Below are 24,454 nucleotides of genomic sequence, written 5' to 3' on the forward strand. Positions count from 1 at the left end.
GTCGCTGTGGGCATGAGTTTGCCGTGCATCAGCACTACCGCGCGGGGACGGACTGCGCCAAGTGCGAGTGCGTGCGATATCGCCCGGCGGGCAACAGTTTTCGAGACCGCGTCACCGGCTGGATCAGTCAGCTTCGGGGCTGCTAAGCCGAAGACTCCGGCTCAGTAGGCGCCGTTGGGCTTCAGCATCGCCTTGACGGTCTTGATCGCGATCAGCAGGTCCGAGATCATCGACCAATTCTCGACGTAAAAGAGATCGAGGCGGACTGAGTCTTCCCACGACAGGTCCGAGCGGCCGCTGACCTGCCACAGACCCGTGATACCCGGGCGAACGAGCAAGCGGCGCTTGGCGTAGTCGTCGTAGGACCTGACTTCGTTGGCCAGCGGCGGGCGCGGGCCGACGACGCTCATATCGCGCTTGAGCACGTTGATGAACTGAGGCAACTCGTCGATGCTGTACTTCCGAAGAATCTTGCCGACACGGGTGACGCGCGGGTCCTCACGGATCTTGAACAGCACGCCGCCTTCGCTCTCGTTGAGTGCAGCGAGCTTGTCGACCATCTTGTCCGCGCCATCGACCATGGTGCGGAACTTGATCATCTGGAACGCGTGACCGTCGAGGCCGATGCGCTCCTGCCGATAGAAGACCGGGCCCTTGCTGGTCAGTTTCACCGCGAGGGCGACGACGAGCAGGATCGGCGACCCGACAAGCAGTACCGCGCTAGAGAAGACGACATCGAACAGGCGCTTCTGAAACTTCTTCGCGCCATGGTACTGCGGCTTCTCCACATGGATGAGCGGCAGGCCGGCGACCGGTCGCATCTGCAGGCGCGGACCCGCGATATCGACGACTCCCGGCGCCACCAAGAGGTCGATGTCGAGCTTCTCGAGCTCCCAGGACAGGTCTCGAATACCGCGACCATCGAGACGCTCAGTGGCGGTGACGGCCACAGCGTGGCTGTTGGTAGCGGTCACGGCACCGACCACATGCGATTCATCACCGAATGTCGGGATGGTTCCGACGCCCGAGACGTCGATCTTCTTGCGCGGGAGGGGCCCCGGTATGCAGGCCCCTACGACCTCGTACTCAGAGGCCGGGTCGCGATGGAGCGACGCAGTAAGGTCCCGGACGGCCGACGGGCTTCCGACGACCAACACACGAGTTATGCAACGACCGTGTTTCTGCCGGACATATCGAACTACAAGGCGCGCGAGCCACCTGAACATGATCAGCATCAAGAGGCCAGCAGGAAGCGCGATCATCAGATAACCCCGCGCGATCTCGAGCTTGAACAGCATCGATACGATCGCAACACCGCCAAAGACGGCGAGAGTTGCCAGGGACACGCGGCGGTACTCTTCGGCACCTGAACCGATCACACGCGGCGACCGGGAGTGATTTATCGAAAGCGCCGCAAGCCAGATGACTGCGATCGCCACCGAAACCACTGTGTAATCGAGGTACCGGTACGATGCAACCTCGGGCGCGGACGCGCCAAAGCGTAGCCACTGCGCCAAACCAATAGCTAATAGAACACCGAGTACGTCCGTCGCCAGCAGACGTCCCGCGTAGCCTCTTTGCCACGCTGGCAGCTTTGTCGGTATCGGTACTATGTTTGCTGCAGTGTCGAGTCGGTCGTTGACCGCTGTCATGGAACCCCCCATGTGCTTTCCCCTTGCGCAGGAACTTTAGCGTAGGAGCTAGGCACACTTCAACAGGAGAGAGGCGTTCGCTCGGCGATCAGCGAAAGGCGAGTCATCGATACGCTTTGCAGCCCGCCGGCGGCTAAACGAGGTCGCGCACCTTCGCTGACACGTTTCAGACCATCGGCTACGGACTTGCTGCCGAGACGGCACAGGAACACGACCGAGAATGTCCAGTCTCCGCGGTCAGCCCTCGCAACCGACGTTCTAACGTCCGGTTAACATCGGCCACACCCCTCATGTTCCCTTCGAGTCACTTGCCACTAGTCCAAGTATCGGCGGCAGAAGACGGAAGATCTCTTCACCAACCGCGTCAAAGACCTCCGCGCTCTCGCCTATCGGGTCCCGAACGTCCTGCCAGGCTCCCGCCGAAAGCTGTGATCGGGCTTCGGATAGGTCCCCGAGCGACAAGGCGCCCCGCTCAGTAATTAAGCGAAAGGCTTCTCGCATCGTGAAAGTTACGTTGATCTTCCTTGGCGCTAACTCAAGCACAATGTCGCGGTGGGCCCGTGTCATCGCGAGAATAAGGTCAGCGCCCCCTGCGATCTTCGGCGACAACTGACGCGCCGTAAAGCCGCCGACGTCACCACCAAGCCGCTCAAGCACACGTCCGGCTTCTTTGTGGATACCATGACCGATCACCGCACGTGTTCCGGCGCTGTGTGCAACAAAAGCCGGGATCTGCATTCGCGCCGCGGCTGCCACGGCCAATCGTTCTGCTGTCGGTGACCTGCAAATGTTTCCTGTGCAGACAAACAGGACCTCCAACCAACTCCTCCTCGATCGGCTGCCACAGTCCCGGCAATTGCAACTTGTCGTCCGATGCCGGGGGGATCAGGCCCGTTCAGGCTGCGGTCCACCCCGGTTCCCCTCCGCGCTCTACCGTACGGGGTGTGATGTGATGGGTGGACACTGGGCGAAGCGACTGGCACGCTGTCCGCGACCGCGGCCAGTGGCCGCGGGCCACGCTTAAGATACGGACAAACGCTCCATCTTTCAGGAGACTGGAGAAATTAGGGGGATCTTCAATGGGTTGTTCTGTAGCAGTGTTTGGTACCGGATACTTAGGAGCGACGCACGCGGCATGTATGGCCGAGTTAGGGCACGACGTAGTCGGTGTTGACGTCGACACGGCCAAACTCGCAAAGCTTGCCGCCGGAGAAGCCCCGTTTTTCGAACCCGGCCTCGACGAAGTGCTGCAAAAGAACATCGCTGCAGGCCGCCTTAGGTTCACGTCGTCATACGCCGAGGCAGCCGAGTTTGCTGATATTCATTTCATCGGAACCGCAACTCCGCAGAAGCGGGGCGAATTCGCCGCCGACCTCACCTATGTGGATTCCGTCGTCACGACGCTTGCACCGCTAATCTCGCGGCCTTCTGTTATCTTCGGAAAGTCAACAGTGCCTGTTGGCACCGCTTCGCGCCTAAGCGAAATGGTGAGGGAACTTTCACCTTTAGGCGATGAAGTCGAGGTGGCATGGAACCCCGAATTTTTGCGCGAAGGGTTTGCTGTGCAGGATACCCTTCACCCAGACCGTATCGTTCTCGGCGTTGATCCGCTGACCAGCGGGCAAGCCGAAGCCGCTGCCCGAAACGTGTACAAGACCATTATCGACGAAGGTTGTCCTTTCTTGGTCACGGACCGCGAGACCGCGGAATTAGTCAAAACTGCCGCGAATGCATTCCTCGCTACAAAGATCTCTTTCATAAATGCGATGGCCGAGGTATGCGAGGCAGCAGGGGCTGATGTGACCGAGTTGGCCGATGCGATTGGCTATGATGCACGAATCGGCCGACGATTCCTCAACGCGGGGATCGGGTTCGGTGGCGGTTGCTTACCGAAGGATATCCGGGCCTTCATGGCCCGTGCCGGCGAACTAGGCGCGAATCAAGCCTTGACGTTCTTACGCGAAGTCGACAGCATAAACATGCGTAGAAGAACTAGGATGATGGAATTAGCTCGCGAGGCCGCCGGCGGTTCCCTGATCGGGACGAGAGTCGCGGTGCTAGGTGCCGCGTTTAAGCCGGATTCGGACGATATCCGGGACTCACCGGCCCTCAATATCGCGGGTCAGATCCAATTGCAGGGAGCGTCGGTCTCAGTGTACGACCCGAAAGCAATTGAGAACTCGAGAAAGTTATTCCCCACTCTCGACTACGCCAGCAGCGTCCAAACAGCATGCGAGGGGGCTGACGTCACGCTGGTACTTACAGAATGGGACGAATTTAAGAACCTCGAACCGGCGGACTTGGAACGAGTGGTACGCCGTAAACAGATCATCGATGGAAGAAACTGCCTTAATCAAGATAAATGGCGCAAGGCTGGGTGGGTCTATCGCGGAATGGGCAGGCGCTAATCTAGCGGTCACTAATGCAGCGGTCTCTCAGCATCTAGGCTGCAGTACCACAATGGTCCACTACGAACTAGTCATGCGCGATTGCCAGGAACTTCAAACACAGGAGAGTCGCTCGAGACCCTATCCGAGCCACCTCGCCCACCGGCTCCAGAATCGGTAAGCACAGAGTATCAAGCTACGATCACGGCGGCGGTCTGTGAGTATCTCATCGTAGCTGGGTTTGGCTACCCGTGTCTTTTGGGCTGTAGCGCGGACCTCGACGCCAAGGCAGCCCGCAGACGGGATCGCACAGGAATGTCGAACGCGTAGGCCGCAATGGTCCCAATCGAAATTGCTACAGCCGCCGTTATCGCGACAGCACCTAGTTGCGGAACGCCCGCCGAGGCCAGCCAAAGAAGGAGTACGTACCCGATGTTCTGGTGCAGGAGATAGACGGGGTAGGACAGTTCACCCAAGAAATTAGAAAAGGGGCGCACCCCTTGTGGGATCCGGACGACGATTGCGGCTACCACTAAAGCTGTAGCTACGATGAGCGGTGGAAGTACGGCCAGTCCGCGCGATGCTGTGACAGCGACGGCGCATATTATCACTGCCACGGGGGCAATCCACCGCCCACTCTTATGGCCGATGTTCAGAGCAATTCCGACCACAAAAAGCGGTAACCAGCTTGCGATGCCGTCCAGCATGTCAATGACTGGATTACCGTGAAAAACTAGGCCGATACCGCGCATCGCAAGAACCGCTGCAATCCAGACGAACAACGTCGTGATCAGTCGGCCGTCGGCGAGTGCACCGATACGGGCCAAGACAGCAATGCTGACATAGAAAGCAAGTTCAATCGCGAGCGTCCAGTATGCGCCATCCACATACGGAATTCCGAAAAAACCTTCCAGCATAGTCAGATTGAACAAGGCAACTAAAAGTGATGTCTCGCGACCTGGCAGGCCGAAGAACAATACAACGGTAAAAGTCAGGAAAACTGCCAGCCAGTATGCGGGGTAAAGCCGGATTGCCCGATTGGCGAAGAAGTGTCCGGTGGTACTAGATTTCACGGAGTCGAAGATTACAAAGCCAGAAATGATAAAGAACAACTGGACCCCATACTGGCCCCACTCGATCCATGAGTGAGCATGGCCCAGCTCGGGATATAACTGCGGTCCACGGTCTAAGTAGTGGTACGCGACTACCGCAAGCGCTGCGAGTCCGCGAAGCCCGTCTAGAGCCCATAGGCGACGTCGCTCCCCCATTGCGTTACCTTTCCTCTAGCCAAGGCACTTCTGCTTCGCACGTGGTGTCTAGGTAATAACGGTCGATTGTGCGCAAGCCTTGTAACAGCGTAGAGAACATTCCGGGCGGCCGAAATTACCCCATTCCGTGGCTAGCCAGTTCGGAGCCACAGCGCCGAGAGGCCATCAAACAAGTTGATGAGCGTTACGTATGTTGACGACGGTTGAAAACTAGGCCAGAAGCGACGGTCGAAAAGTAGGCCACCCGATCTGATTGGATGGGTGATCTCCTTGGAGGACTGGGCGTTGATCCGGCATCTTCACCGCAGCGAGGGTTTGTCGCAGCGGGCTATTGCACGCCAGCTCGGCATCGCGCGTGACACCGTCGCTGATGCGTTGGCTAGCGATGGGCCACCGAAGTACCGGCGGGCGCCGGTGGCCTCGGCAATTAGCGCGGTCGAACCGCAGGTGAGGGCGCTGTTGATGGTCTATCCGCAGATGCCGGCGACGGTGATCGCTGAGCGGGTGGGCTGGACGGGGTCGATCTCGTGGTTCCGCGAGCGGGTGCGGGCCATCCGGCCGGAGTATCTGCCCGCTGATCCTGTTGATCGGCTCGACCATCCCCCGGGTCGGGCGGTGCAGTGTGATCTGTGGTTCCCGCCGGCCAAGATTGCCGTCGGGTTTGGTCAGCAGGCGATGCTGCCGGTGCTGGTAATGGTGGCGGCGTTCTCGCGGTTCATCGCTGCGGTGATGCTGCCTTCGCGTCAGACGTTGGACCTGGTCGCCGGGATGTGGCAGCTGATCTCGGGCAGCTTCGCCGCGGTGCCTCATGAGCTGTGGTGGGACAACGAAGCCGGGATTGGGCGTCGTGGTCGGCTCACCGAGCCGGTGACGGCGTTGATGGGCACGTTGGGATCGCGGGTGGTGCAGCTCAAACCCTACGATCCGGAATCGAAGGGCATCGCTGAGCGGGCCAACCGATATCTCGAGACCTCGTTCATGCCCGGCCGCACGTTCGAGTCACCGCTGGACTTCAATACTCAACTGGCACAGTGGCTTCGGATCGCCAATAGTCGAACGGTGCGGGCGCTCAATGGCCGCCCGGTCGACTTTTTTGATGCTGATCGAGACGCGATGCTGACCCTGCCGCCGGTCGCTCCGGTCGTCGAGACCGTCACCTCGGTGCGGTTGGGTCGCGACTACTACGTACGAGTGGCCGGCAACGATTACTCGGTCGACCCGACGGCCATCGGTCAATGGGTCGATGTGCGCACCACCCTGACTGAGGTGACCGTCGCCCAGTCAGGTCGGCTGCTGGCCCGTCACCAGCGGTGCTGGGCTGCTCGTCAAACCCTGACCGATCCTGACCACGTGGAGACCGCGGCGGTGCTGCGCCGCCAGTTCCAGCACGGAGCCCGCGTGGCAGAGCCCGAGCATCCGGTGCGCGATTTGGCCGACTACGACCGCGCCTTCGGTGTCGACTTCACCGGCGCCGGCACCGACGGTGAGGTGGCGTGATCATGGCCGAGGATCCGATCAAAGCGGTGCTGCACTACGCACGGGCGCTCAAAGCACCACGCATCCGAGATTCGGCGGCACGACTGGCCGAGCAGGCCCGCGACGGCGGCTGGAGCCACGAGGAATACCTGGCTGCGGTCCTCTCGCGTGAAGTCGCCGCCCGAGAGGCATCCGGAGCGGCCATCCGGATCCGTTCAGCAGGCTTCCCGACTCGCAAATCGTTGGAGGACTTCAACTTTGATCACCAACCAGCACTGAACAGAGACATGATCGCCCACCTGGGCACTAGCGCATTCTTGGCCAAAGCCAGCAATGTCGTGCTCCTTGGCCCGCCCGGAACCGGGAAGACGCATCTGGCAATCGGACTGGCGATCAAGGCTGCTCAAGCCGGCCACCGCGTCGCGTTCGCCACCGCCGTGGACTGGGTCGCCCGCCTCAAGACCGCGCACCACGCCGGGCGATTACCCGCCGAACTGGCCAAGCTGCGCCGGATCGGGCTGCTCGTCGTCGACGAGGTCGGCTACATCCCCTTCGAGCAGGACGCGGCCAACCTGTTCTTCCAGCTCGTTTCCAGCCGCTACGAACACGCCTCGCTGATCCTGACCTCGAACCTGCCCTTCGCCCGCTGGGGCGACGTATTCGGCGACCAGGTCGTCGCGGCCGCAATGATCGACCGCATCGTTCACCACGCCGAGGTGCTGACCCTCAAAGGCTCCAGCTACCGCCTCAAAGACACCGGAATCGACACCTTGCCCTCCGCGCGGCCAGACAACACGGCACAATAACCACGACCACGTGGCCTACTTTTCAACCGTCGCCACCGGCCTACGTTTCGACCGTCGTCAACATACGTATAACAATCGACTGTGACTGTGCTCGCTGACGACCCGCCCGCTCCCCTTCACGCACAACCTACCGCATTGGACCACCAACTCGGCGAATGGAAGGGTGATGCGGTGTTGGGGCGGACAGGGAATTGCCTGTGAGCGGTCGTCATGAATTGCGCTTGACGTGCGTCCGCCACCGGTCGGTTGGGCCCGAGTCACACCGGTCGGTTTGGCCCGACTCAAGGGCGTCTCATCAACTGTGTGTCTGAATGGTGTGCAGCCAACCAATCAAGCAGGAAAGGACACGGCCAGCCCGCAACTCACCACCGTCATCCCCCAACAATCGCGGGATTCGAAAACCCGTGCCGGAGGCTCTACAACAGAAAGATCGCGACGTTGACACGACGGCGTGCTTAGCTCTCGCCCGCGTTTACTGTAGCCGCCTAGTGCTCTACGACGTAGATCGCTCTCCCTCGAGTCCGCCGACAACGAAGAGACACAGCGCAACAGCGGTGACCCCAGCGGAAACCCCCACCGGATCTGAGGTTAACGCGGGGGCCTGCTCAGAGATGGTCTCGTGGCGTTGTCACGGAACTTCCAGATTCTAGAGGGCTGTGATGTGGCATCGTCGCGTTGGGGGTGAAGACCTGGCGACGTCGTACGCAGTCGGCAAAGCGTTAACGGCCCTATCCAGTGCCAACTCGCGCATGGAACGCGCCGCTTCCCTTTGGCGCTAAGCCACAGGACTCTACAAACCATTGTCCTCGGTCAGGCCAGAAGGTGAGTTAGGCACCACGGCGCCGAACTAGGCACTAAATCAAATGCCGAAAGAAGCTCTATTCATGCCACACGCTAATGCCTCGAATAATTCCGCTGTCCGATGTACGAAAAGTCGACTAGTGCCGGAGATCTCCACCTCTGACTGCCGAAACCACGCCACCTACAGTCGCCCGAATCGACGGCCTTAAGGCAATTAACAAACAACCGACGGAGAGAGCCGACAGCAGACCTGCTGAGACAATTACGACGGGGTCGCTAAGGAAGATTCTTGGAACAAATGCCGAGAGTGCAGCCGGCAAGCTGAATCCAACTGCAGTGACCACACTCTTCTTCAACAGGGTTGCACCATCTATCCCCGTTGCCCTCGCAGCAGCGAGCGTCGAGAGAGGCCAGAACAACGCCCACGCGATCGCATTAGCGACAGCTACACCCACCACACCCCAGGGCAGCCCAGCCAAAGAAACCGCGATGACAAGTGGTTGAGACCATACACTGAAGATCACGCCAGCTCTTGTAGCCTGCCCACCGATAAATAGCCATTGCTCCATCATGGCCATGAGTCGGAAACCTGTTCCAATAGCGAGGAACTGCAATATCGTGCCCGCCAAGGCCCATTCGTGCCCTAATGCAAGCACAACAAGAGGTTGACCGACTGCCGCCAGGACCCAGCTACCCGTAACCAGGAGTAAGGTTGCAGTAGTCTGCACTTTTTCGTACGCAATGTGGAGCTTTGTACGATCGGACCTCACACGCGCCAGCAGCGGTACCACAATTCGCTGCAAAGCGTCCATAACCGTGTTTGCAGGAACTGCAGACAATTGGTACGCACGGTCATAAAAGCCTACGTTTGCCGACGTCTCAGACAGACCCAGCACCGGAACGACTGCAGTTCTTGACACACTCTTCAGAAGATTTATGACGAAGATCTGGCCACCGATGATAATGATTCGGTAAGCCTCAACCCATGCTCCGGGCAGGCCGGGGCGCCAACGCGCCGCAGCAACGAAGCACACTAACTGAACGACCTGCGGAGCGACAACCAATACCACCAACGCATAAATACTGCCGGTGAGCGCAGCGAGGATCACTGCTGAAGCCATACTGAAAAGGTGTGAGGAGGTCACGACCAATTCAGAAATAACGAATCGCAGATCGCGCATTAATTGCGCACGAAACTGTGCAGAAACGCCAACAGCGACAGGAACAATGGATAGCCACAGCATAATATCGAAAAGACGTGCGTCACCATATATTCTAGCCACCGGTGCGGCGCTCACCAAAAACACGACCGCAAAGAGCAGACCTAGAAGTGAATTGACCAGAAAAAGCGCGGACTTCGCACGGGGGCTTAGAGAGTCGGCCTGCGCAGCGGCAAGTGGAAGCCCGAACTGGATAATACTCGCCGCGAGCTCCGCAAAAGCAGCGACAATTGCGACCATCCCGAAGTACTCGGGTACTAGCAAGCGTGCGAGAGTCACAATGCACGCAAGTCGGGCGACCAAGGATGTGCATTGCGTCCCGACGGCGACAAGCCCCCCCCGGGCACCCCTCGTAGCTAAGGAGCCCATTCGACTCTCATATCCAACATGCTCATCCTATGCCCTAAGCCTGACATCAGGGAGCGGCCGATTGGAGCAATGTTCGAGCAACACTACAATACACTTCGGCTTCCACAACATATTGCAGAATCTCGTTTGCCAACGCCCATCCGATAACATCCAATCTTATAAGCTATGCTGACCCTGAAGGTAGCATTCGACGAAATCGTTAATAGACGTTTGAAAATCTATAATTGGCTCCCAACCTACCTGGTGTCTAATGCGCTCGCCGTTGCCAATAACCGTAGACGGATCGATAGCGCGGCTATCTGCCTCTACCACATCCGGTACGTGAATATTTAAGGCTTTACATATGGCATTTAGTATCTCACGACCGGACCGAGACAGACCGCTGCAAACGTTATATATCTTATGAACCGGACTCGCGCATTCGAGGAGTAGACGATACGCCTCCGCCACATCGCGTACATCCGTGTAATCGCGTGATGAGTTAAGATTGCCGGCCGTAACCGGGTGTCCTGGCAGACTACCCACTACCTTCTGCACAAGATCCGGCACAATGAAACCTGGCTTCTGGCCTGGGCCAATATGATTGAACGGACGGGCTACAATGACATCTACACCACGCAACCCGTAATATTCCGCTTGCTTTTCGATGAGGATCTTCGAAATAACATATGGCGACGTGGAAAGAACAGGTGAATCCTCTGAAAAACCCGCCAAGGGGACTGTCACAGCGCCATACAGAGCACCGGAGCTAACGAGAATCGCCCTACCTTCCCAACGATGAGCGAGGGCACTCTCGAAGAGATTTGTGACGATTTGGCTATTGGTAGCGATATAATCTTGGGGTCGCGAAAACGACGCACCCACACTCGAAAGCCCAGCTAAGTGGATCAGGCCGTCAATGCTCCCGAAATCTGGACACTTTTCTCTAAGGTCGATAGAAAAATAGGCATCCAGAAGCCCTTCAAGGTTCGGCGGAGGACTTTTGGGCTGCGATATGCCAATGACCCTGTAGCCTTGGTCCGCTAAATTCTTGACAACTGCCTGTCCTACGAATCCTGTAGCACCTGTGACAGCAACCCGAGCTCCAGAAGGGGTTTCCGTCATAGTTCAGGTTCAATCGCGCGGAGGACGTGGCGAGCTCTCTGATCCGCAATATCATGATTCACCATGAGCCTGACCAGCCCAGAAAAGTCAACCTCACGCTTCCAGCCAAGAACCGATTCCGCTTTCGCTGGATTCCCCAATAGGATATCCACCTCGGCCGGCCGCACGAATGCACTACTCCGCTTCACATACGGAGTCCAATCGCTAATCCCAATCTCCATAAATGCTTGTGTTAGAAATTCCTCGATCGAGTGCGTTTCCCCGGTCGCCAACACAAAATCGTCCGGCTGATCATGTTGCAACATCTGCCACATTCCGCGGACATAATCGCCAGCATAACCCCAATCCCTCTTCGGCCAGAGATCCCCCAGCTCAAGCGAGTCCTGTAGCCCCAAGTGAATACGCGCCACGGCGTGGGTGATCTTCCGAGTCACGAATTCGACACCGCGTCTTTCGCCTTCGTGGTTGAATAAGATACCGCAGGCCGCGAATATACCGTGAGCTTCGCGATAATTTTTCGCTATCCAATGTGCATATAACTTGGCTACACCGTACGGACTTCGAGGATGAAAAAGAGAATTTTCATCGTAGCCTAAACCAGGCCTATTATAGTCCAGTCCGCCATACATTTCGGAAGTAGACGCTTGATAGAACCGCGTCTTTTTCGACCTGCCAGTCATGCGAATGGCTTCCAGACAGTTCAAAACGCCGCCAGCCGTGGTGTCCAGGGTTAACGTTGGGTTCTTGAACGAGTAGCCCACGTGACTGATCGCCGCCAGATTATAGAACTCGTCTGGGTCTGACTCATCAACCGCACGAAGTATTGAAGAAGGATCAAGCAAGTCGGCCTCGATCAGAGATACGTAAGGGAACTCCTCAAGGAATTTCTCCTTCTTCGAGTTACTCTGGCCGCGAATTACTCCATATATAGCATAATCCTTGCTGTACAATAATTTAGCTAAGTGCCCACCGTCTTGACCGGTAATTCCGGTAATTAGCGCTTTCCTTTTCACCTTTCGCACCCCCTGAATTGTTCCGTGGCCTACATACCGCACCTAACGGTATTGCCTCCTACCGTAAACCGCCAGTGCTGCCGGCAGTACGGACCTGACGCGCAGGTGGCCGGTCTAGCGATCGGCATCGCCGCAATCATGGCCCGATCTATCAACTCGAAGTTCGTCCGCGTAAAGGAACTACCGCAACTTTGAAGTACGTTCCGGCCACGATCCAGCTCGCTACGCGCAGTACCGCATGTCCGAATAATTGCTATCCATCCCACTAGTGGCATGTCGGAGGCGAGCAAGGTTTCATCTAGGTTCCCCTAATACCTAACAGTTGTAGAAATCCCGATACCAATCTACGAATTTCGCTACACCGTCAGTAATATTCGTTGCAGGGCGGTAGCCTGTCAGAGCACTTAGAAGAGTAGTGTCAGCCCACGTCGCTGGCACGTCCCCAGCTTGCATCGGCATGAGATTGCTTATAGCCGGCATAGCGGTAGCTTGCTCAATCGCGCGAATAAATTCAGTGAGTTGGACAGGCTCCGAATTTCCGATATTCACTAGGCGGTACGGCGCAACCGGCGAAAGGCTATCACCGCTAACGCGTTCTCCAGAATGAGAAGGCACACACTCCATCAGCAACGCAATTGCACGTACGACATCGTCTATGTAGGTGAAATCCCGCTTCATATCACCATAATTGTAGACATCGATCGGCAGGCCATCCAGGACCGCTTGGGTGAATTTAAATAGGGCCATATCGGGCCGGCCCCAAGGTCCGTACACGGTAAAAAATCGAAAAACTGTAATCGGTAGACCAAAAAGATGTGCGTATGAATGCGCGAGATTTTCGGTCGCCTTCTTCGTGGCAGCGTAGAAGGACATCTGGTGGTCAGCGCGGGCCGACTCGACGTACGGCATGTCCTTACTGGCGCCATATGCAGACGATGTCGAGGCAAGGAGCATGTGCTGAGGCGGATGCAATCGCGCAGCCTCAAGAAGCTCAAAAGTCCCTATGATATTGCTCTCGAGGTAGGTTCTTGGGGATTCGATCGAATATCTTACGCCAGCCTGGGCGGCCAAGTGCACCACGATATCCGGTTCTTCCGCAGCAAAAACGTCGGATAAGAGGTCTTTCTCTTCTAACCGATTATTCAGGGCAGTAAATGAGTCGTTCTCCAACAGAATCGCCTGGCGCCCTAGCTTCAAATTGACATCGTAGTAGTCGGTCAATGCGTCTAGACCGACAACCCGATATCCCCTTGTAAGCAACTCCTTGCAGACATGAAATCCGATGAAACCTGCGGATCCCGTGACTAAAGCAACTTTTCTAGACATATACCCTACCTATTTTGCAGTGCGTACCGACGTCGCATCAATTGACTCGAACCCGCGCTCGCGTTCGTATCAAACGTACGATATGATCGCCTAGTCTTGGCAGTGGAGACGCTCGACGTGCGCTCCCGATCGCCGGAGCATCTCGTTCGATTCAAAGCGAGAAGAATCCCTACGATGATTCCGAATAGCAGAATTTGCTGAGATGCCATGGAGTCACTAAATTGATTAGAAATGAATAGTGAGGTTAAGGATAGGGTCAGAGCGTGCTTAGCGCGATAGCTGTCTGTATCAGCCGGCTTGCCCTCGACTGAAGCCGCGAACGCAACGCAAAACAATAGCAGTATTACCACAGCGCCCAGCACTCCGTAGGTTAACAAGTACTGGAGCACAATATTGTGAGCGTGCGGATAAGTAAGCACTGTATAGGCTTGTCCACCGCCAATTCCGATGACCGGACTTTCCGCCGCATGGTCCACAGCGCTCTGCCACAAAGCGAGGCGATCGACTACCGAGTATGCATTTAGGGGATCCTCAATCGCGACTTGGACCTTCTCGGCGTATTCGGGATTCACCAATCTCATGATGTTTATCACGGTGTTCATCACGCTCGCGTATGCGAAGGCAAATACGGGAATAGCCGCCGGTATCAATATAGAAAGCCTAAGCCTGGCGCGCAGACCGAGCGCGAACCACGCAATTACGAACACGAGCGCGAGATTAAACTTCGAGCCGGTAACGACAAGGGCTAGGCCGATGTTCAGTAGTGCCAGACTTGCAAAGACAATGTTTCGAGAGACCAGAAGCACTAGAGGAACCAAGCTGATTATCCAAATAGCGTATTGGTTTGCATGCTCGAAAAATCCCATGGAGCGCCGATCGCCAACTTGGGCATACGTTACGCCGCCAAGGACGTCGAAAAAATAGTCGAGATTTGATACGAGCAATGAAGCGAATCCCGCCCAGCAAAAGACTCTGATTGCCTGGCGCGTTATCGCCTCGCGCTGCCTACTACTCAGAAGAAGTAATACGAAAATCGCGCTGAGTGCAAACTTTATAAGCACCCCGAGTGTTCCTGTTGCATCCGTGACATAGAGGATCTGGAGTCCCGATAACACAGTCATGACAGTAAATCCGCCCACCACTAGGGCCGCCTTAGGCGCAAAATTCTGTCGTAATACTGTGGAGGACAGTAGCGATGGTGCAGCCGCCATTAGGGCGAGTTCGCAGAGATTCAAAGATGCCGGACCGATGCGAAAATCCACTGTTGGAAACCACAACGCGCCGACAGCGACCAATATGAGCAGATCCGGCACGGAGTACCTGTGGCGACCGCTTGTCACTGCGTTAACGTCTGGCTTCGCGGCCGTACCGTCGGCCCGTCTGTCCGTCGTATCGCGCCATATTTCAGTCATTTGTCGACTTCAATCATTAAGCGCCTGCCGCCTTTTGCATCTCTTCTTTCAAACGCCGCACAAATCGCTCCTCCGAGAAGCCTTTGGCGTGCTCCACAAGTAGGGCATCATCCCACGTTCTTTCTCGGCTTACAAGGACAGCTTCGCGTATCAGGGGGACGGTCGGTTTATCGAAATATGTGCCAGTCACTCCTTCACGGACAGTGTCCAAGAATCCCCCCCACCGAAGAACAATAGAGGGCTTTCCAAAGGCAGCCGCCTCTATGGGTGTCAGACCAAAATCTTCATAGCTGGCCGATATCACTGCGTTGCAGTTGGCGTATAGCCAGCGCATTTGACCATCAGTGAGATTCTTCAACATCAACACCGCCCGTCCAGCTTTCTGCTGGAGCCGGCGCTCTTCCGGCCCGGTTCCTACGATTATGAGTGGTAGTTGTAACGAACTTACGGCGTCCATGACAACGTCTACATTCTTATAAGGGAGCAGGCGCGAAATGCACAGGTAGTACCCGTCCTCCGCCGCGCGGGGCAACTCGGAAATGTCGACGGGCTCCTGTGGTTGCGTTGTATCAATAGAGTGCGGCGCCGGAAGCACTTCCGCCTCTATGCCGTACGCTTCTTGTATTCGCTGACGTACCACGGTGGATATTGCGAAATACTTGTAGGCCGAGGACGCAGATCGCCTGTCCCAGCGCTTCAATGCGGGTTCGAGCACTCGCAGCGCCATACGTTTAAGTATTTGGCGCCGGTCACCGAGATAAGCTTCTCGCTGATAGAGCCAGCGGGCAGGCGAATAACAGTACACAATCTTCGGACCACGACTGCGAAATCCATGCGCCCAGCCACTGCTGCTCACGAGCGTGACACGCGCTTCGATTTTCACCATACTCGATGCGATCGCCAAGAACGGCAGCGCGGCCCGGTGGAACTTGCGTAGAATTGGCACGCTATTGAGCCACGAGACCCGGATCGTACAACCCGCAAAATCTGGATACGTACTTCCAGGATTGTACAGCGTCGTATATATCGGCGCTCCCGGGAATGCTCTGGCCAGAGCAAGTACTACCTTTTCCGCCCCGCCGCGTTGTGTGAGATAGTCATGAGCAATAGCGACTTCGGACTGCGTCGCGAAACTTGTCATTACTGCGGATCCTCTTCAACGCGTATTAATCGGGTATGTCGCGCGTGATTCTGATATCTCTTCTAAGCCATCTTGAAGGCACGCGCTATATTGCTTGTTCACAGAGCCAGCCCCTCTACTGCCGACTGCGACCGACAACGCGCGCCGGTACCCCGACCGCGACTTCATTTGGCGGCACAGATGACCGGACAACCGCATTTGCGCCTATCACCGCACCGTCACCGATCACGATGTCGCCTATGAGAACGGCCCCTGCAAAAATTTTGGCACCACGACCGATCCGCGGACACAAGCCGGCCTCCTGTGCCTGTCCGATCGTTACATGCTGGTATATCGTTACTCCATCGCAGATCGTTGCATTGTCTCCCACTACGACGCCGACCGGGTGCGGTAGGTAGACTGCCCGTCCGACCTTGCTAGCTGGAGAAAGGTAGCAACCGTAAGTGCGCCGGATGTGTCCGCGGATAACGCGAGCAACGAAACTAGCGTAGGGACCGCGGCCCCACAACCATGTCATTAGGCGCCATTTGAGCAATATCGCGTTGCTCGCACTGAGCCGTCCTACTGGCAAATCTACCTGAACAGTCATTTTCTCCGCCCCCCTTCCGGCACGTCTTCCGGTCGAGCAAAGAGGGCCGCCATGTGATCTTCGAAGCTATCGAGTACTGCTGCGGGCGTGAACTTCTGCCCGTGTAATAACGCACCGGCGCTGTATTCCTGATAACCGTGGTGGGGCATGTTGCGGAACGTCTGCATACACTCCGCTAGGCAGCGGGAATCGTCTCCTTTGTATAACCTGCCCGAGTCTCCGTCCGTCACGATCTCCGGATGGCCGCCAACTCGCGATGCGATTACGGGAATGGCGAAGCCGTATGCTTCATAAATTACGCGCGGCAGGGGTTCGTTGTAAACAGAAGGACAGACGAGCACGTCGATCTGAGCATAGAATTCCTCGGGCGCCGTCCATCCCAAAAACTTCACATTAGGAAGAGCCTCTGCTGAAGCCTTCAGCTTCTCAACATAGGCCGACGGTCCATCGCCCGCTATTAGTAGCGACCAGTTTCGACCGTCAGCAGGCATCTGGGTAACTGCGTCCAACAGTATATCGACACCCTTTGTCGGCGCTAAGCGGCCAATGTATCCGAAAACAATGGACTCGCTCCACAAACTGCGGATATCCGTGACGATGGGTCGCTCATTCACATTCCACTGCACTGCAGTGCGCAAATCGGCCGGCAATCCCGCAAAACGCTTGTGCGTGTCGGCGACGAAACCGCTATTAGCCAATAGCAAATCGGCCTGGCGCAAACGACGCCGGTTTATTGTGCGAATCACTTTGCAGGATCCACAAAGACTATCGCAATTCCGACCATTGCGATACATACTCGAACGTGCGCATATCAGGTAGTAATCCCGCATTGTGTGGATTAGCTTGGCGCCGCTTCGCTGAATCTCTCGCCAAATAGACGGCGAAAACCCGTCGATGATACTTGTATTAACGATATCCGGTTTTATTTCTCTGAGGAGGCGCCTTACGTCGAGCGCCGCCCATGGGTTATGCATGTCGATTGCGTGCCATAGTAATTTTGACGCCTTCGTATGCTCCTCTTTGCCGAAGGGCCAGTGGATATTTCGCAGCGGCGCGATGTGAAGCTGGGGTTTGCCGGGCCCTGCGACGCCCGCCTCTTCCGCACGCTTCAAATAATCGCTCTCCTCACCTCTAGGCGCGAGTCTCAACACGTGAACGTCATGGCCGCGGGCCGCGAGACCTTCAGCTAGAGTCTGAACCGATTTAGCGCCGCCTCCCACTTGGTCCGGACTATACGAACGGATGACAAAGAGAATTCGCTTAGGGATCACAGCCGCCGACTCCAATCTGAGCTACTCAACGAGTCCTCGAATCACTCGAGATGTCAGCGCTAAATCCCAGGGCTCGCCGGTACACTGCGTTCAACTGGGCAAACATTCGCGTGCGACTGAAGCGCTGCTGGACTGTGGCGGAAGTCCTAGCCTTCAACAGAGCCAACCCGTCGGGTCCTAGTGCGCAGATATTACCGACTGCGCTACAGAAGGCGTCACTTGAATCGGCTAACCAACCATTCTTTCCCGGTTCGATCATTTCGACAATGCCCCCGGCTGGATAACCAATGACGGGGAGCCCCAGTGCGAATGCCTCCATCACCGAACGCGGCAGCGGGTCTGGGATTACCGACGGCACCAAGACTGCGTCGAGGCCGGCGTATATCTCCACGAGTTCATCTCGGAATCCGTCGAATTTTACATGCTCACTCAGATTCAATTTTTGAATCTGGGTCTGGAGCAGTTGCTCGTATTCAGCATCTTCGGGCGCAGCAGCACCTCGGATAATGAGCTTCAGTTCGTACCCTCGTTCGCGCGCCGCAGCGACCCAGTCAAGGGCGAGGTGAATCCCCTTATTTGGATGTATACGACCACAGATTCCAATGACCGTCTCTTGCTTGAGGCTCTTTGGCGGTTGCGCCTGAACATCCATGCTGCCGACGCTGTTGAATATCACCGTGACATTCTCGGGCAGATGCATGTCCGGCCAGCACGCGCGACTAACTAAGATCGTCTGCGCCGAGAATCGAGCCAACCCTCGCCAGACTCTATGTTCTACGCCCGTATAACCGATGTCGCGAATGTGAGAAACGACGGGTGGGCCGCCCAGGCGCGACGAAAGGATGGCAACGGCGTGTGCCTTCAGACCGTTGCTATGGACGAGCACAACCCCGTGGTCAGCTGACACCCGAGCCAGCAGCCGCGCCGCTCGTATCCAGTCAGACAACACGGGAAATGCACTCGTCACCCTGAAGGGGCGGCGGATTGCTGAGACCCTACCGAACGGCACGATGCACGTTTCGATTCCGCGTTGTGTCGCAGCCTCGGACAGAGGTCCTTCCTCTGTGACGAAAAGGACAGGATGAACCGAGGGGTTCTCCATGAGGTCGAACAGTGAACGCTCGGCACCGCCTTTGAAGAACGAAACCGGCGACAAGAACCCTATGCGTAGTGGTGTGTTCGAGTCGAGCGCGATACCAAAACCCCCCGGTCTCACATCAGTTACCGAAACAATCCGCGGTGTAGTCAACTATCTGACGGACGTGACACTTCGTGATCCGACACTGGCCTCTGCACCGCGCCACGGTTGGATGCGTCGGTGTCAGCGGGCGTTCGCGGTCGCCGAGACGCGCGTTGAGGCGCATCATTGCCGTAGTAGCTGTAGTTATAACTGTACGTCGAGCGGCCGCGGAGGGGCGTCATCGTAAGGACAGCACCTAGCAGCGGTGCACCGACACTCTCAAGACTTCCGACCGCGTGTGTCAGTTGGTCTCGTTTCGTTACTCCGAAGCGAGTCATGATCAATACAGCATCTGATCCTGCCGCCAAGATCGCAGCATCCGTAACAGCAAGCAGCGGAGTGGAGTCGACGATGACATAGTCAAATCGTGATCGCAGGTCCGCTAGCAGCTTCCTAGCGGATTGTGAGCCGAGCAGTTCACTCGGGTTCGGTGGCGTAGTCCCTGACGTTAGAACAGTCAATCCGGCGAACCGTGTCTTCTGCAGTGCGTCGTCGAGCGACGCACGACCACTGAGTACCGTACTGAAACCGACGGGGCCGACCAGATCAAGATACTTGGCCAAAGCTGGGCGTCGCATGTCGCCGTCGACTAGCACGACGTTATTGTCACCTTCGGCCAGGGCCAAGGCGATATTAATAGCGGTAGTTGATTTCCCTTCGCTCGGCATGGAACTTGTTAGAACAATGACGCGTGGGGGATTATCGACTGCGAGGAACTGCAAGTTTGTACGGAGCTTACGAAAAGCTTCGGCAATCGCCGAATTATCACTTTCGAACTCGATGGCAGCTTCGCTGCGTCGCTCCTTGTCTAGTGGAATACTCCCGACCAGACCGACGCCAGTTATCTCCTCAAGCGTCTCTCTGCTCTTGACTGTATTGTCAAGAGCGTCACGAAGCATGGCGGTCCCGACGCCAACCAATAAGCCCAGACCAAGCCCCGCAGCGATGTTTCGGGTCGTCTTCGGCACTACCGGACTCTCTGGAATGGACGCTCTCTGTTCAACCACAACCCGAGCGTCGGCACGCGCGCCTGAATCAGGGGGCGTTTCGAGCTCGCGTACCAACCCAACGAACTCCTCTGAGAGAGTGTTGGCGATATCTCTAGCCCGAACTGGTGACTCATCCATTACATGAACGTCTATCAATACGGTATCGGGTTTTACGCCGGCCTTAATGTTCTCCTGCAGTTCAGAGGCACTAATATCGAGCCCGAGCTTGTCCACAGTGCGCTGGGCCAACGTTTGCCCCGTTAATAATTGAGCATAAGAAACCACGCGTTCTTGGGACAAACGATTGCCTTGGTACATGTCCGACAGCGTCGCACCGGAGGTCGTCGATACAAAAAGTCGAGTTGACGCTTGGTAGAGGGGCGTTGTCAGCAACGAGAGACCTACCGCACCGAGCAAACCAAGCAGAGCTACGACAGTTATGTACACCCAACGCGCGCGTAATGTTCTCAGAAAGTCCTGCAAAGTCAAGGCGACGCCTCCTCTGCATGTTGGAAATGCCCGGGCACACTGGTCGACCAACAATTCCCGAGTTTAATCTTGGGTATATCGGCATACCCTCGAAGCCCCGTCTTAATCATTTGCATTCGGGCACCGACACTTCAGGCTCAACGTTCTCGACCAGAGGCTGAGTAGGTACTCGCGGTTTACCTGGCGTCGTGGGCTCGGAGAGCTGATAATTGATATCGGCGTACTGACCTGGAGGAATAATCACCTGCACCTCAAAGACTGGATGACCGCGTTCGGTATTGAGTATCGCCGGCACCCGCTCGCCGTTGAGTATGGCGCTCGACAACTCTGCGCCTTTGGTGGCAAAAAGACGCACCGACGCGATATTCGTACCATTAGGCACTCTAATGAGTAGCTCGGGCGACAGGCCCGCGGCGGCTGCTACATAGTCGGGCAGCGGCTCATCGGGCACGGTGTTTGTCAGTTTCACATTCACTGTAGACGCGCGCGTCTCGCCACGACATTCGTCGGCCGCGTACTCGATCTGTGTTTCGAGGTAGTAGTCGAGTTTGTTTCCACCCAGGTTATTAATTACGACCGCAGCGTACGGCGCGTCATCGCTTGGAAGGATATGGGCAAGCGGAGTCTCTTCAAGAAGCTTCTGCTCTTCGGGGTTCGCACTCCAGATGGCAATTCGCCGTTCGCCAACACCTTGACCGAGGGCATCCAACAGGTGCCGGGGTGACCTGACAGTTCCCGTCATCTTCCCGACAACGGCGTTCGCGATGTCCTGCAAATATTGCTTCCTCGCCGGCTGATCGTCCGGGAATCGGAGATATGCAGTCGACTCCGTAAGCTCGACGACGTTATCGCGTGAGACAACCTCGCCGTCCGGCATGGTGATGGGTCCGATAGCTCCGAGGATATAGCTCAATGCGACTGGGTCAATCGCAATCACGCCGTCCACGTTCATACCGGTCTGCTCGAGCCACATGCCCTTCCAAATCTGGGCGGCGTACGGAAAGTGCGGGCTCAAATTACTGTTGCGGAAATCGGTGAATGGTTGCGCGTACCCATATTGTTGATCAAATTCGAGCCCCAGTTCGATAGGAGCGACTGCGCCAGTAAGGTCGGTGTTCGGAGCTAGGGTGTCGACGGTGGGCACACCGTTGTCGAACCGCAGGATCCCGTACCCTCCGAGCAGTCCGCCGGTTCCACGGGCTTCGGCATTGGTTTGAAAGCCCATGAAGTAGCTGCGCGGCCCGTCCGCTCCCATCATTGACGGGACCAAACGCGCTGCGAGCGCGGCATTCTCGATGATCGAGGTGACACTTGCGATTTGGCTCTGAAGTTCAGAACGAGCATCGTTCATGAGGGACACATAGCGGGGATCGGTGATCGCGCCGGCATCGCCGTTGAGGCGTTTGGCATGAGTCGACAGCTCGGCGAGTTGCGTTTCCTGGCTGCGAAGTAGTTCGACGTCCACTCGACCATCTCGGTAAAGACGATCAGGAGCGATGGCAAGACCGACATCGGCTGCCGGCCTAAGAACATCCGACGCGAGACCAAGGACGACCTCTGTAACTTCCTGCCCCGTCTGGAAAGGGCTGCCGAGCCAAGGCACTGCGGCAACCATGTTCCATGCCAGCGTGTGGGTGTCGTCGCGGGCATTCTTCGCGTGCGCAACCGCTTCGTCGGCTGAGTTGGACGCAGCTTTCGTATCTCCGTCGAGGAGTGAGTCTTTCGCCTTTTGGGCACTGCTGCGTGCTTGCTCAAGGCTGGACCTGGCCTGCAGTCCACCGACGGCGACCCAGCAGCCCAACCCCAGCACGAGAAGGACCAGCATCGCACTCGCCCAGACGAATCCGCGACTTCGGATGAAGGCGGGTAGCCGTCCACGGTCGTCGGCATCGTAGTGCGGTCCTGTGTCGTCGCCGTTATAGGCGTCAGAATTTCGATCAGTTCGACGTCGCGGAAGAAATCGCACTCAGAGTTTTCCTATGAATAGACGAAGCCTGCACGTCACTAAGCGTGACGTGCAGGCTTCAGCACTATCTGTTGATGACTTGATTATCCAGTTGCCGGCAGCTCTAGCAGGAGCCCCGCGTTACCGTCCCGTAGGGACCTGCGGACACGCCCTCGCCGTTACGGCAGACACTGAACGACAGTTCGCCGAAGTTGGCCCGCTGGCTAGCCAACTGCTCGAGACGACGCTCGAAGAATGGTGCAAAGATCGAGTTCGGATTTGCCTCGAGCAGCCGCTGGTAGTTCATAATCGTGACATCGGTCCAGTACGTCGCGGTCCGGGTCAATGCGCCGGCGATCTGCACCGAGCTCACCTGGAAGAACCAGATGAAATCCCCTGGAGCCTGGGCGACTCCGCCCGCGACCTGCTGCACTGGCGCGGCAGGCACCTGCACGGCGGGAGCCGCGCTCGCTGCGACCGGCGCGATCACAGCGCTCGCCGCCATGGCGGCCGCGGCGGTGCCAACCTTGAATTTCGTTGCGATGGTGTTCATTGGTCCCCCCAATAGGTCGGTATCCCTCGGTGTTGCTGGAAGCTTCCCAGAATCAGTTAGCCGTGTCAACCGAAACGCCATCGCGATCCAAAGTCGTGATGGCGCCCTGGAAGCGGGGGCGACCTGCACCTCCGCTCACGCAGCCGTATCCGTTCGGCTTCGTCCGAGTCACGTCGAGATCTGCTCAGGCGGTATTTCTTAATTGCGTCAAGGAGTTTGCTAAGTAAGTCCGGGCCGCCCATTTTCCGTGGACTTCGATGGTGTGATGGGCGCTACAACAGTGGCTAAAAGTGCGCGATGATCGCTTCGCCGTATGGCGACCGCCTCGACCGACGTCGCGCGCGCATGGCGGAGAAGGATGTGATCGATCGCGATGAGGGGCGGTGACCATCGAGCTGAGGGGAAAGTCGGAGTCCAGCCGGACCCACTCTGAGAGACGGCGCTGACGAAATCACCGCTCAGCAAGTTTCTGAATTGGGGCATGTCGGGAGTGCTGTTGAAGTCGCCCGCAACGATTACCGCATCCCCACCGGCATTCTCGGCCAGCTCAGTCATCCTTGTCTTGACCCCGGCTATACCGATCTGCCACTCGTCGAACGCCTTCCCATAGAACGTCAACGGATTTATCACATGCACTGCGGCCACTACGACGCCGTTTGGCAAGTCAGGTACGCGCACGCGCGCGGCGACCGTACTCTGACCCTTGAGCGGCGTTACGACATCGACCGGATACCGACTCCAAATGCCTATCCCTCCCGCCTCGGGCGTCGGCAACAGCACCGAGTGCGGGAACACCTCGCGCATTCCGGCGGCATAGAACTGCCGCACCCATTCCGGGGTCAACTCCGACAGCGTGATGACGTCGGCGCTCGAGCGCGCGAGATCCGCGACCGAGTGCACGTCCGCCTGCCCTTTGCGAAGGTTCGCCGACAGGACGCGGATTTCAACGCCTTCATCCGGCGGCGCGACCCTGTTGCCGTAGTACCAATTCAGTTGCACGCCAAGGCTTGTCGCAACTACCACTACCGCTACGAGTGACAACACGGCCCGCCGTCCCAGGACCGCAGTTACTAGGGCCGCGACTGCGACAAGCACGGCGTACGGCGCGCTGACAGCAATGAGCAACGAGATGTTGTTGGTCAACGGCAACTGCCGCAGGACCGAGGTGAGGACCGTATAACCCAGCGCGACGACGGGAAGCCAGGTGCGAAGCCGACCCCTCGGCCTGCGATGCCTGACAGCGATAAGGCGAGTCCTCCCCTGGTGACGCCCTGTGGTCGTTCGCAGGCTACCAACCATCACGCCCTGTCGCTGGGCGCCGATATCGCCGCCGGCCGAGAACTTCTTAAGGGACTAGTAAGGGTCGGCCGCGACGTCTGAGACTCGCGCCGTTAGCATCGTTT

19 protein-coding genes are annotated in these 24,454 nt (G+C 57.2%); 3 read left to right on the top strand and 16 right to left on the bottom strand.

Annotated elements, in window-relative coordinates:
• Positions 1–161: 161 nt before the first annotated feature.
• Together ACQI46_RS21720 and ACQI46_RS21725 are read right to left on the bottom strand one after the other, a co-directional pair.
• Entirely contained in the window at positions 162–1,652 is a 1,491-nt protein-coding gene (locus tag ACQI46_RS21720; protein ID WP_427096111.1) for a sugar transferase, read from the bottom strand.
• A 288-nt stretch (positions 1,653–1,940) separates the two neighbouring features.
• The gene (locus ACQI46_RS21725; protein ID WP_427096112.1) at positions 1,941–2,471 is read right to left on the bottom strand and encodes a low molecular weight phosphatase family protein; all 531 of its coding nucleotides are present in this window, start codon (positions 2,469–2,471) and stop codon (positions 1,941–1,943) included.
• Positions 2,472–2,731: 260 nt separating this feature from the next.
• Between ACQI46_RS21725 and ACQI46_RS21730 the strand changes: the two genes are divergently transcribed.
• Positions 2,732–4,060: a UDP-glucose dehydrogenase family protein gene (locus ACQI46_RS21730; protein WP_427096113.1), complete on the top strand. Its 1,329-nt coding sequence runs from the start codon at positions 2,732–2,734 to the stop codon at positions 4,058–4,060.
• Positions 4,061–4,284: 224 nt separating this feature from the next.
• Here ACQI46_RS21730 and ACQI46_RS21735 read toward each other — a convergent pair whose 3' ends face one another.
• Positions 4,285–5,307, bottom strand: a complete 1,023-nt coding sequence (locus ACQI46_RS21735; RefSeq protein WP_427096114.1) for an acyltransferase family protein — start codon at positions 5,305–5,307, stop codon at positions 4,285–4,287.
• A gap of 261 nt (positions 5,308–5,568) precedes the next feature.
• Between ACQI46_RS21735 and istA the strand changes: the two genes are divergently transcribed.
• Together istA and istB are read left to right on the top strand one after the other, a co-directional pair.
• On the top strand, positions 5,569–6,804 hold the full coding sequence (gene istA / locus ACQI46_RS21740) for an IS21 family transposase (protein WP_427096115.1): 1,236 nt from the start codon (positions 5,569–5,571) through the stop codon (positions 6,802–6,804).
• Between the two features lie 2 nt (positions 6,805–6,806).
• Positions 6,807–7,589 carry an IS21-like element helper ATPase IstB gene (gene istB / locus ACQI46_RS21745; protein WP_427096116.1) on the top strand — a complete coding sequence of 261 codons (783 nt, stop codon included), beginning with the start codon at positions 6,807–6,809 and terminating at the stop codon, positions 7,587–7,589.
• Positions 7,590–8,527: 938 nt separating this feature from the next.
• On the opposite strand, the gene ACQI46_RS21750 is transcribed toward istB, so the two are convergent.
• From ACQI46_RS21750 to ACQI46_RS21810, 13 genes are all read right to left on the bottom strand, one after another.
• On the bottom strand, positions 8,528–9,979 hold the full coding sequence (locus ACQI46_RS21750) for an oligosaccharide flippase family protein (RefSeq protein ID WP_427096117.1): 1,452 nt from the start codon (positions 9,977–9,979) through the stop codon (positions 8,528–8,530).
• Positions 9,980–10,135: 156 nt separating this feature from the next.
• Positions 10,136–11,083 carry an NAD-dependent epimerase/dehydratase family protein gene (locus ACQI46_RS21755; protein WP_427096118.1) on the bottom strand — a complete coding sequence of 316 codons (948 nt, stop codon included), beginning with the start codon at positions 11,081–11,083 and terminating at the stop codon, positions 10,136–10,138.
• Positions 11,080–12,096 carry a GDP-mannose 4,6-dehydratase gene (locus ACQI46_RS21760; protein ID WP_427096119.1) on the bottom strand — a complete coding sequence of 339 codons (1,017 nt, stop codon included), beginning with the start codon at positions 12,094–12,096 and terminating at the stop codon, positions 11,080–11,082. Before ACQI46_RS21760 ends, ACQI46_RS21755 begins: the two co-directional genes overlap by 4 nt.
• 315 nt (positions 12,097–12,411) lie before the next feature.
• The gene (locus tag ACQI46_RS21765; protein WP_427096120.1) at positions 12,412–13,422 is read right to left on the bottom strand and encodes an NAD-dependent epimerase/dehydratase family protein; all 1,011 of its coding nucleotides are present in this window, start codon (positions 13,420–13,422) and stop codon (positions 12,412–12,414) included.
• A gap of 5 nt (positions 13,423–13,427) precedes the next feature.
• Positions 13,428–14,735, bottom strand: a complete 1,308-nt coding sequence (locus ACQI46_RS21770; RefSeq protein ID WP_427096121.1) for an O-antigen ligase family protein — start codon at positions 14,733–14,735, stop codon at positions 13,428–13,430.
• A gap of 115 nt (positions 14,736–14,850) precedes the next feature.
• Positions 14,851–15,975, bottom strand: a complete 1,125-nt coding sequence (locus tag ACQI46_RS21775) for a glycosyltransferase (protein ID WP_427096122.1) — start codon at positions 15,973–15,975, stop codon at positions 14,851–14,853.
• Between the two features lie 115 nt (positions 15,976–16,090).
• A complete protein-coding gene (locus ACQI46_RS21780; RefSeq protein ID WP_427096123.1) occupies positions 16,091–16,564 on the bottom strand; it encodes a serine O-acetyltransferase in 474 nt (157 codons plus the stop codon).
• The gene (locus ACQI46_RS21785; RefSeq protein WP_427096124.1) at positions 16,561–17,835 is read right to left on the bottom strand and encodes a glycosyltransferase family 4 protein; all 1,275 of its coding nucleotides are present in this window, start codon (positions 17,833–17,835) and stop codon (positions 16,561–16,563) included. Before ACQI46_RS21785 ends, ACQI46_RS21780 begins: the two co-directional genes overlap by 4 nt.
• 25 nt (positions 17,836–17,860) lie before the next feature.
• Complete coding sequence (locus tag ACQI46_RS21790; RefSeq protein WP_427096125.1) at positions 17,861–18,991, bottom strand: glycosyltransferase family 4 protein; 1,131 nt, start codon at positions 18,989–18,991, stop codon at positions 17,861–17,863.
• An 89-nt stretch (positions 18,992–19,080) separates the two neighbouring features.
• Entirely contained in the window at positions 19,081–20,553 is a 1,473-nt protein-coding gene (locus ACQI46_RS21795; protein WP_427096126.1) for a polysaccharide biosynthesis tyrosine autokinase, read from the bottom strand.
• A 106-nt stretch (positions 20,554–20,659) separates the two neighbouring features.
• A complete protein-coding gene (locus ACQI46_RS21800) occupies positions 20,660–22,378 on the bottom strand; it encodes a DUF4012 domain-containing protein (RefSeq protein ID WP_427096127.1) in 1,719 nt (572 codons plus the stop codon).
• Positions 22,379–22,622: 244 nt separating this feature from the next.
• The gene (locus ACQI46_RS21805) at positions 22,623–23,051 is read right to left on the bottom strand and encodes a hypothetical protein (RefSeq protein WP_427096128.1); all 429 of its coding nucleotides are present in this window, start codon (positions 23,049–23,051) and stop codon (positions 22,623–22,625) included.
• Between the two features lie 219 nt (positions 23,052–23,270).
• On the bottom strand, positions 23,271–24,194 hold the full coding sequence (locus ACQI46_RS21810; protein ID WP_427096129.1) for an endonuclease/exonuclease/phosphatase family protein: 924 nt from the start codon (positions 24,192–24,194) through the stop codon (positions 23,271–23,273).
• Positions 24,195–24,454: the final 260 nt, after the last annotated feature.

Source organism: Mycobacterium sp. SMC-4 (assembly GCF_050205565.1).
In the GTDB taxonomy this organism is placed as follows: domain Bacteria; phylum Actinomycetota; class Actinomycetes; order Mycobacteriales; family Mycobacteriaceae; genus Mycobacterium.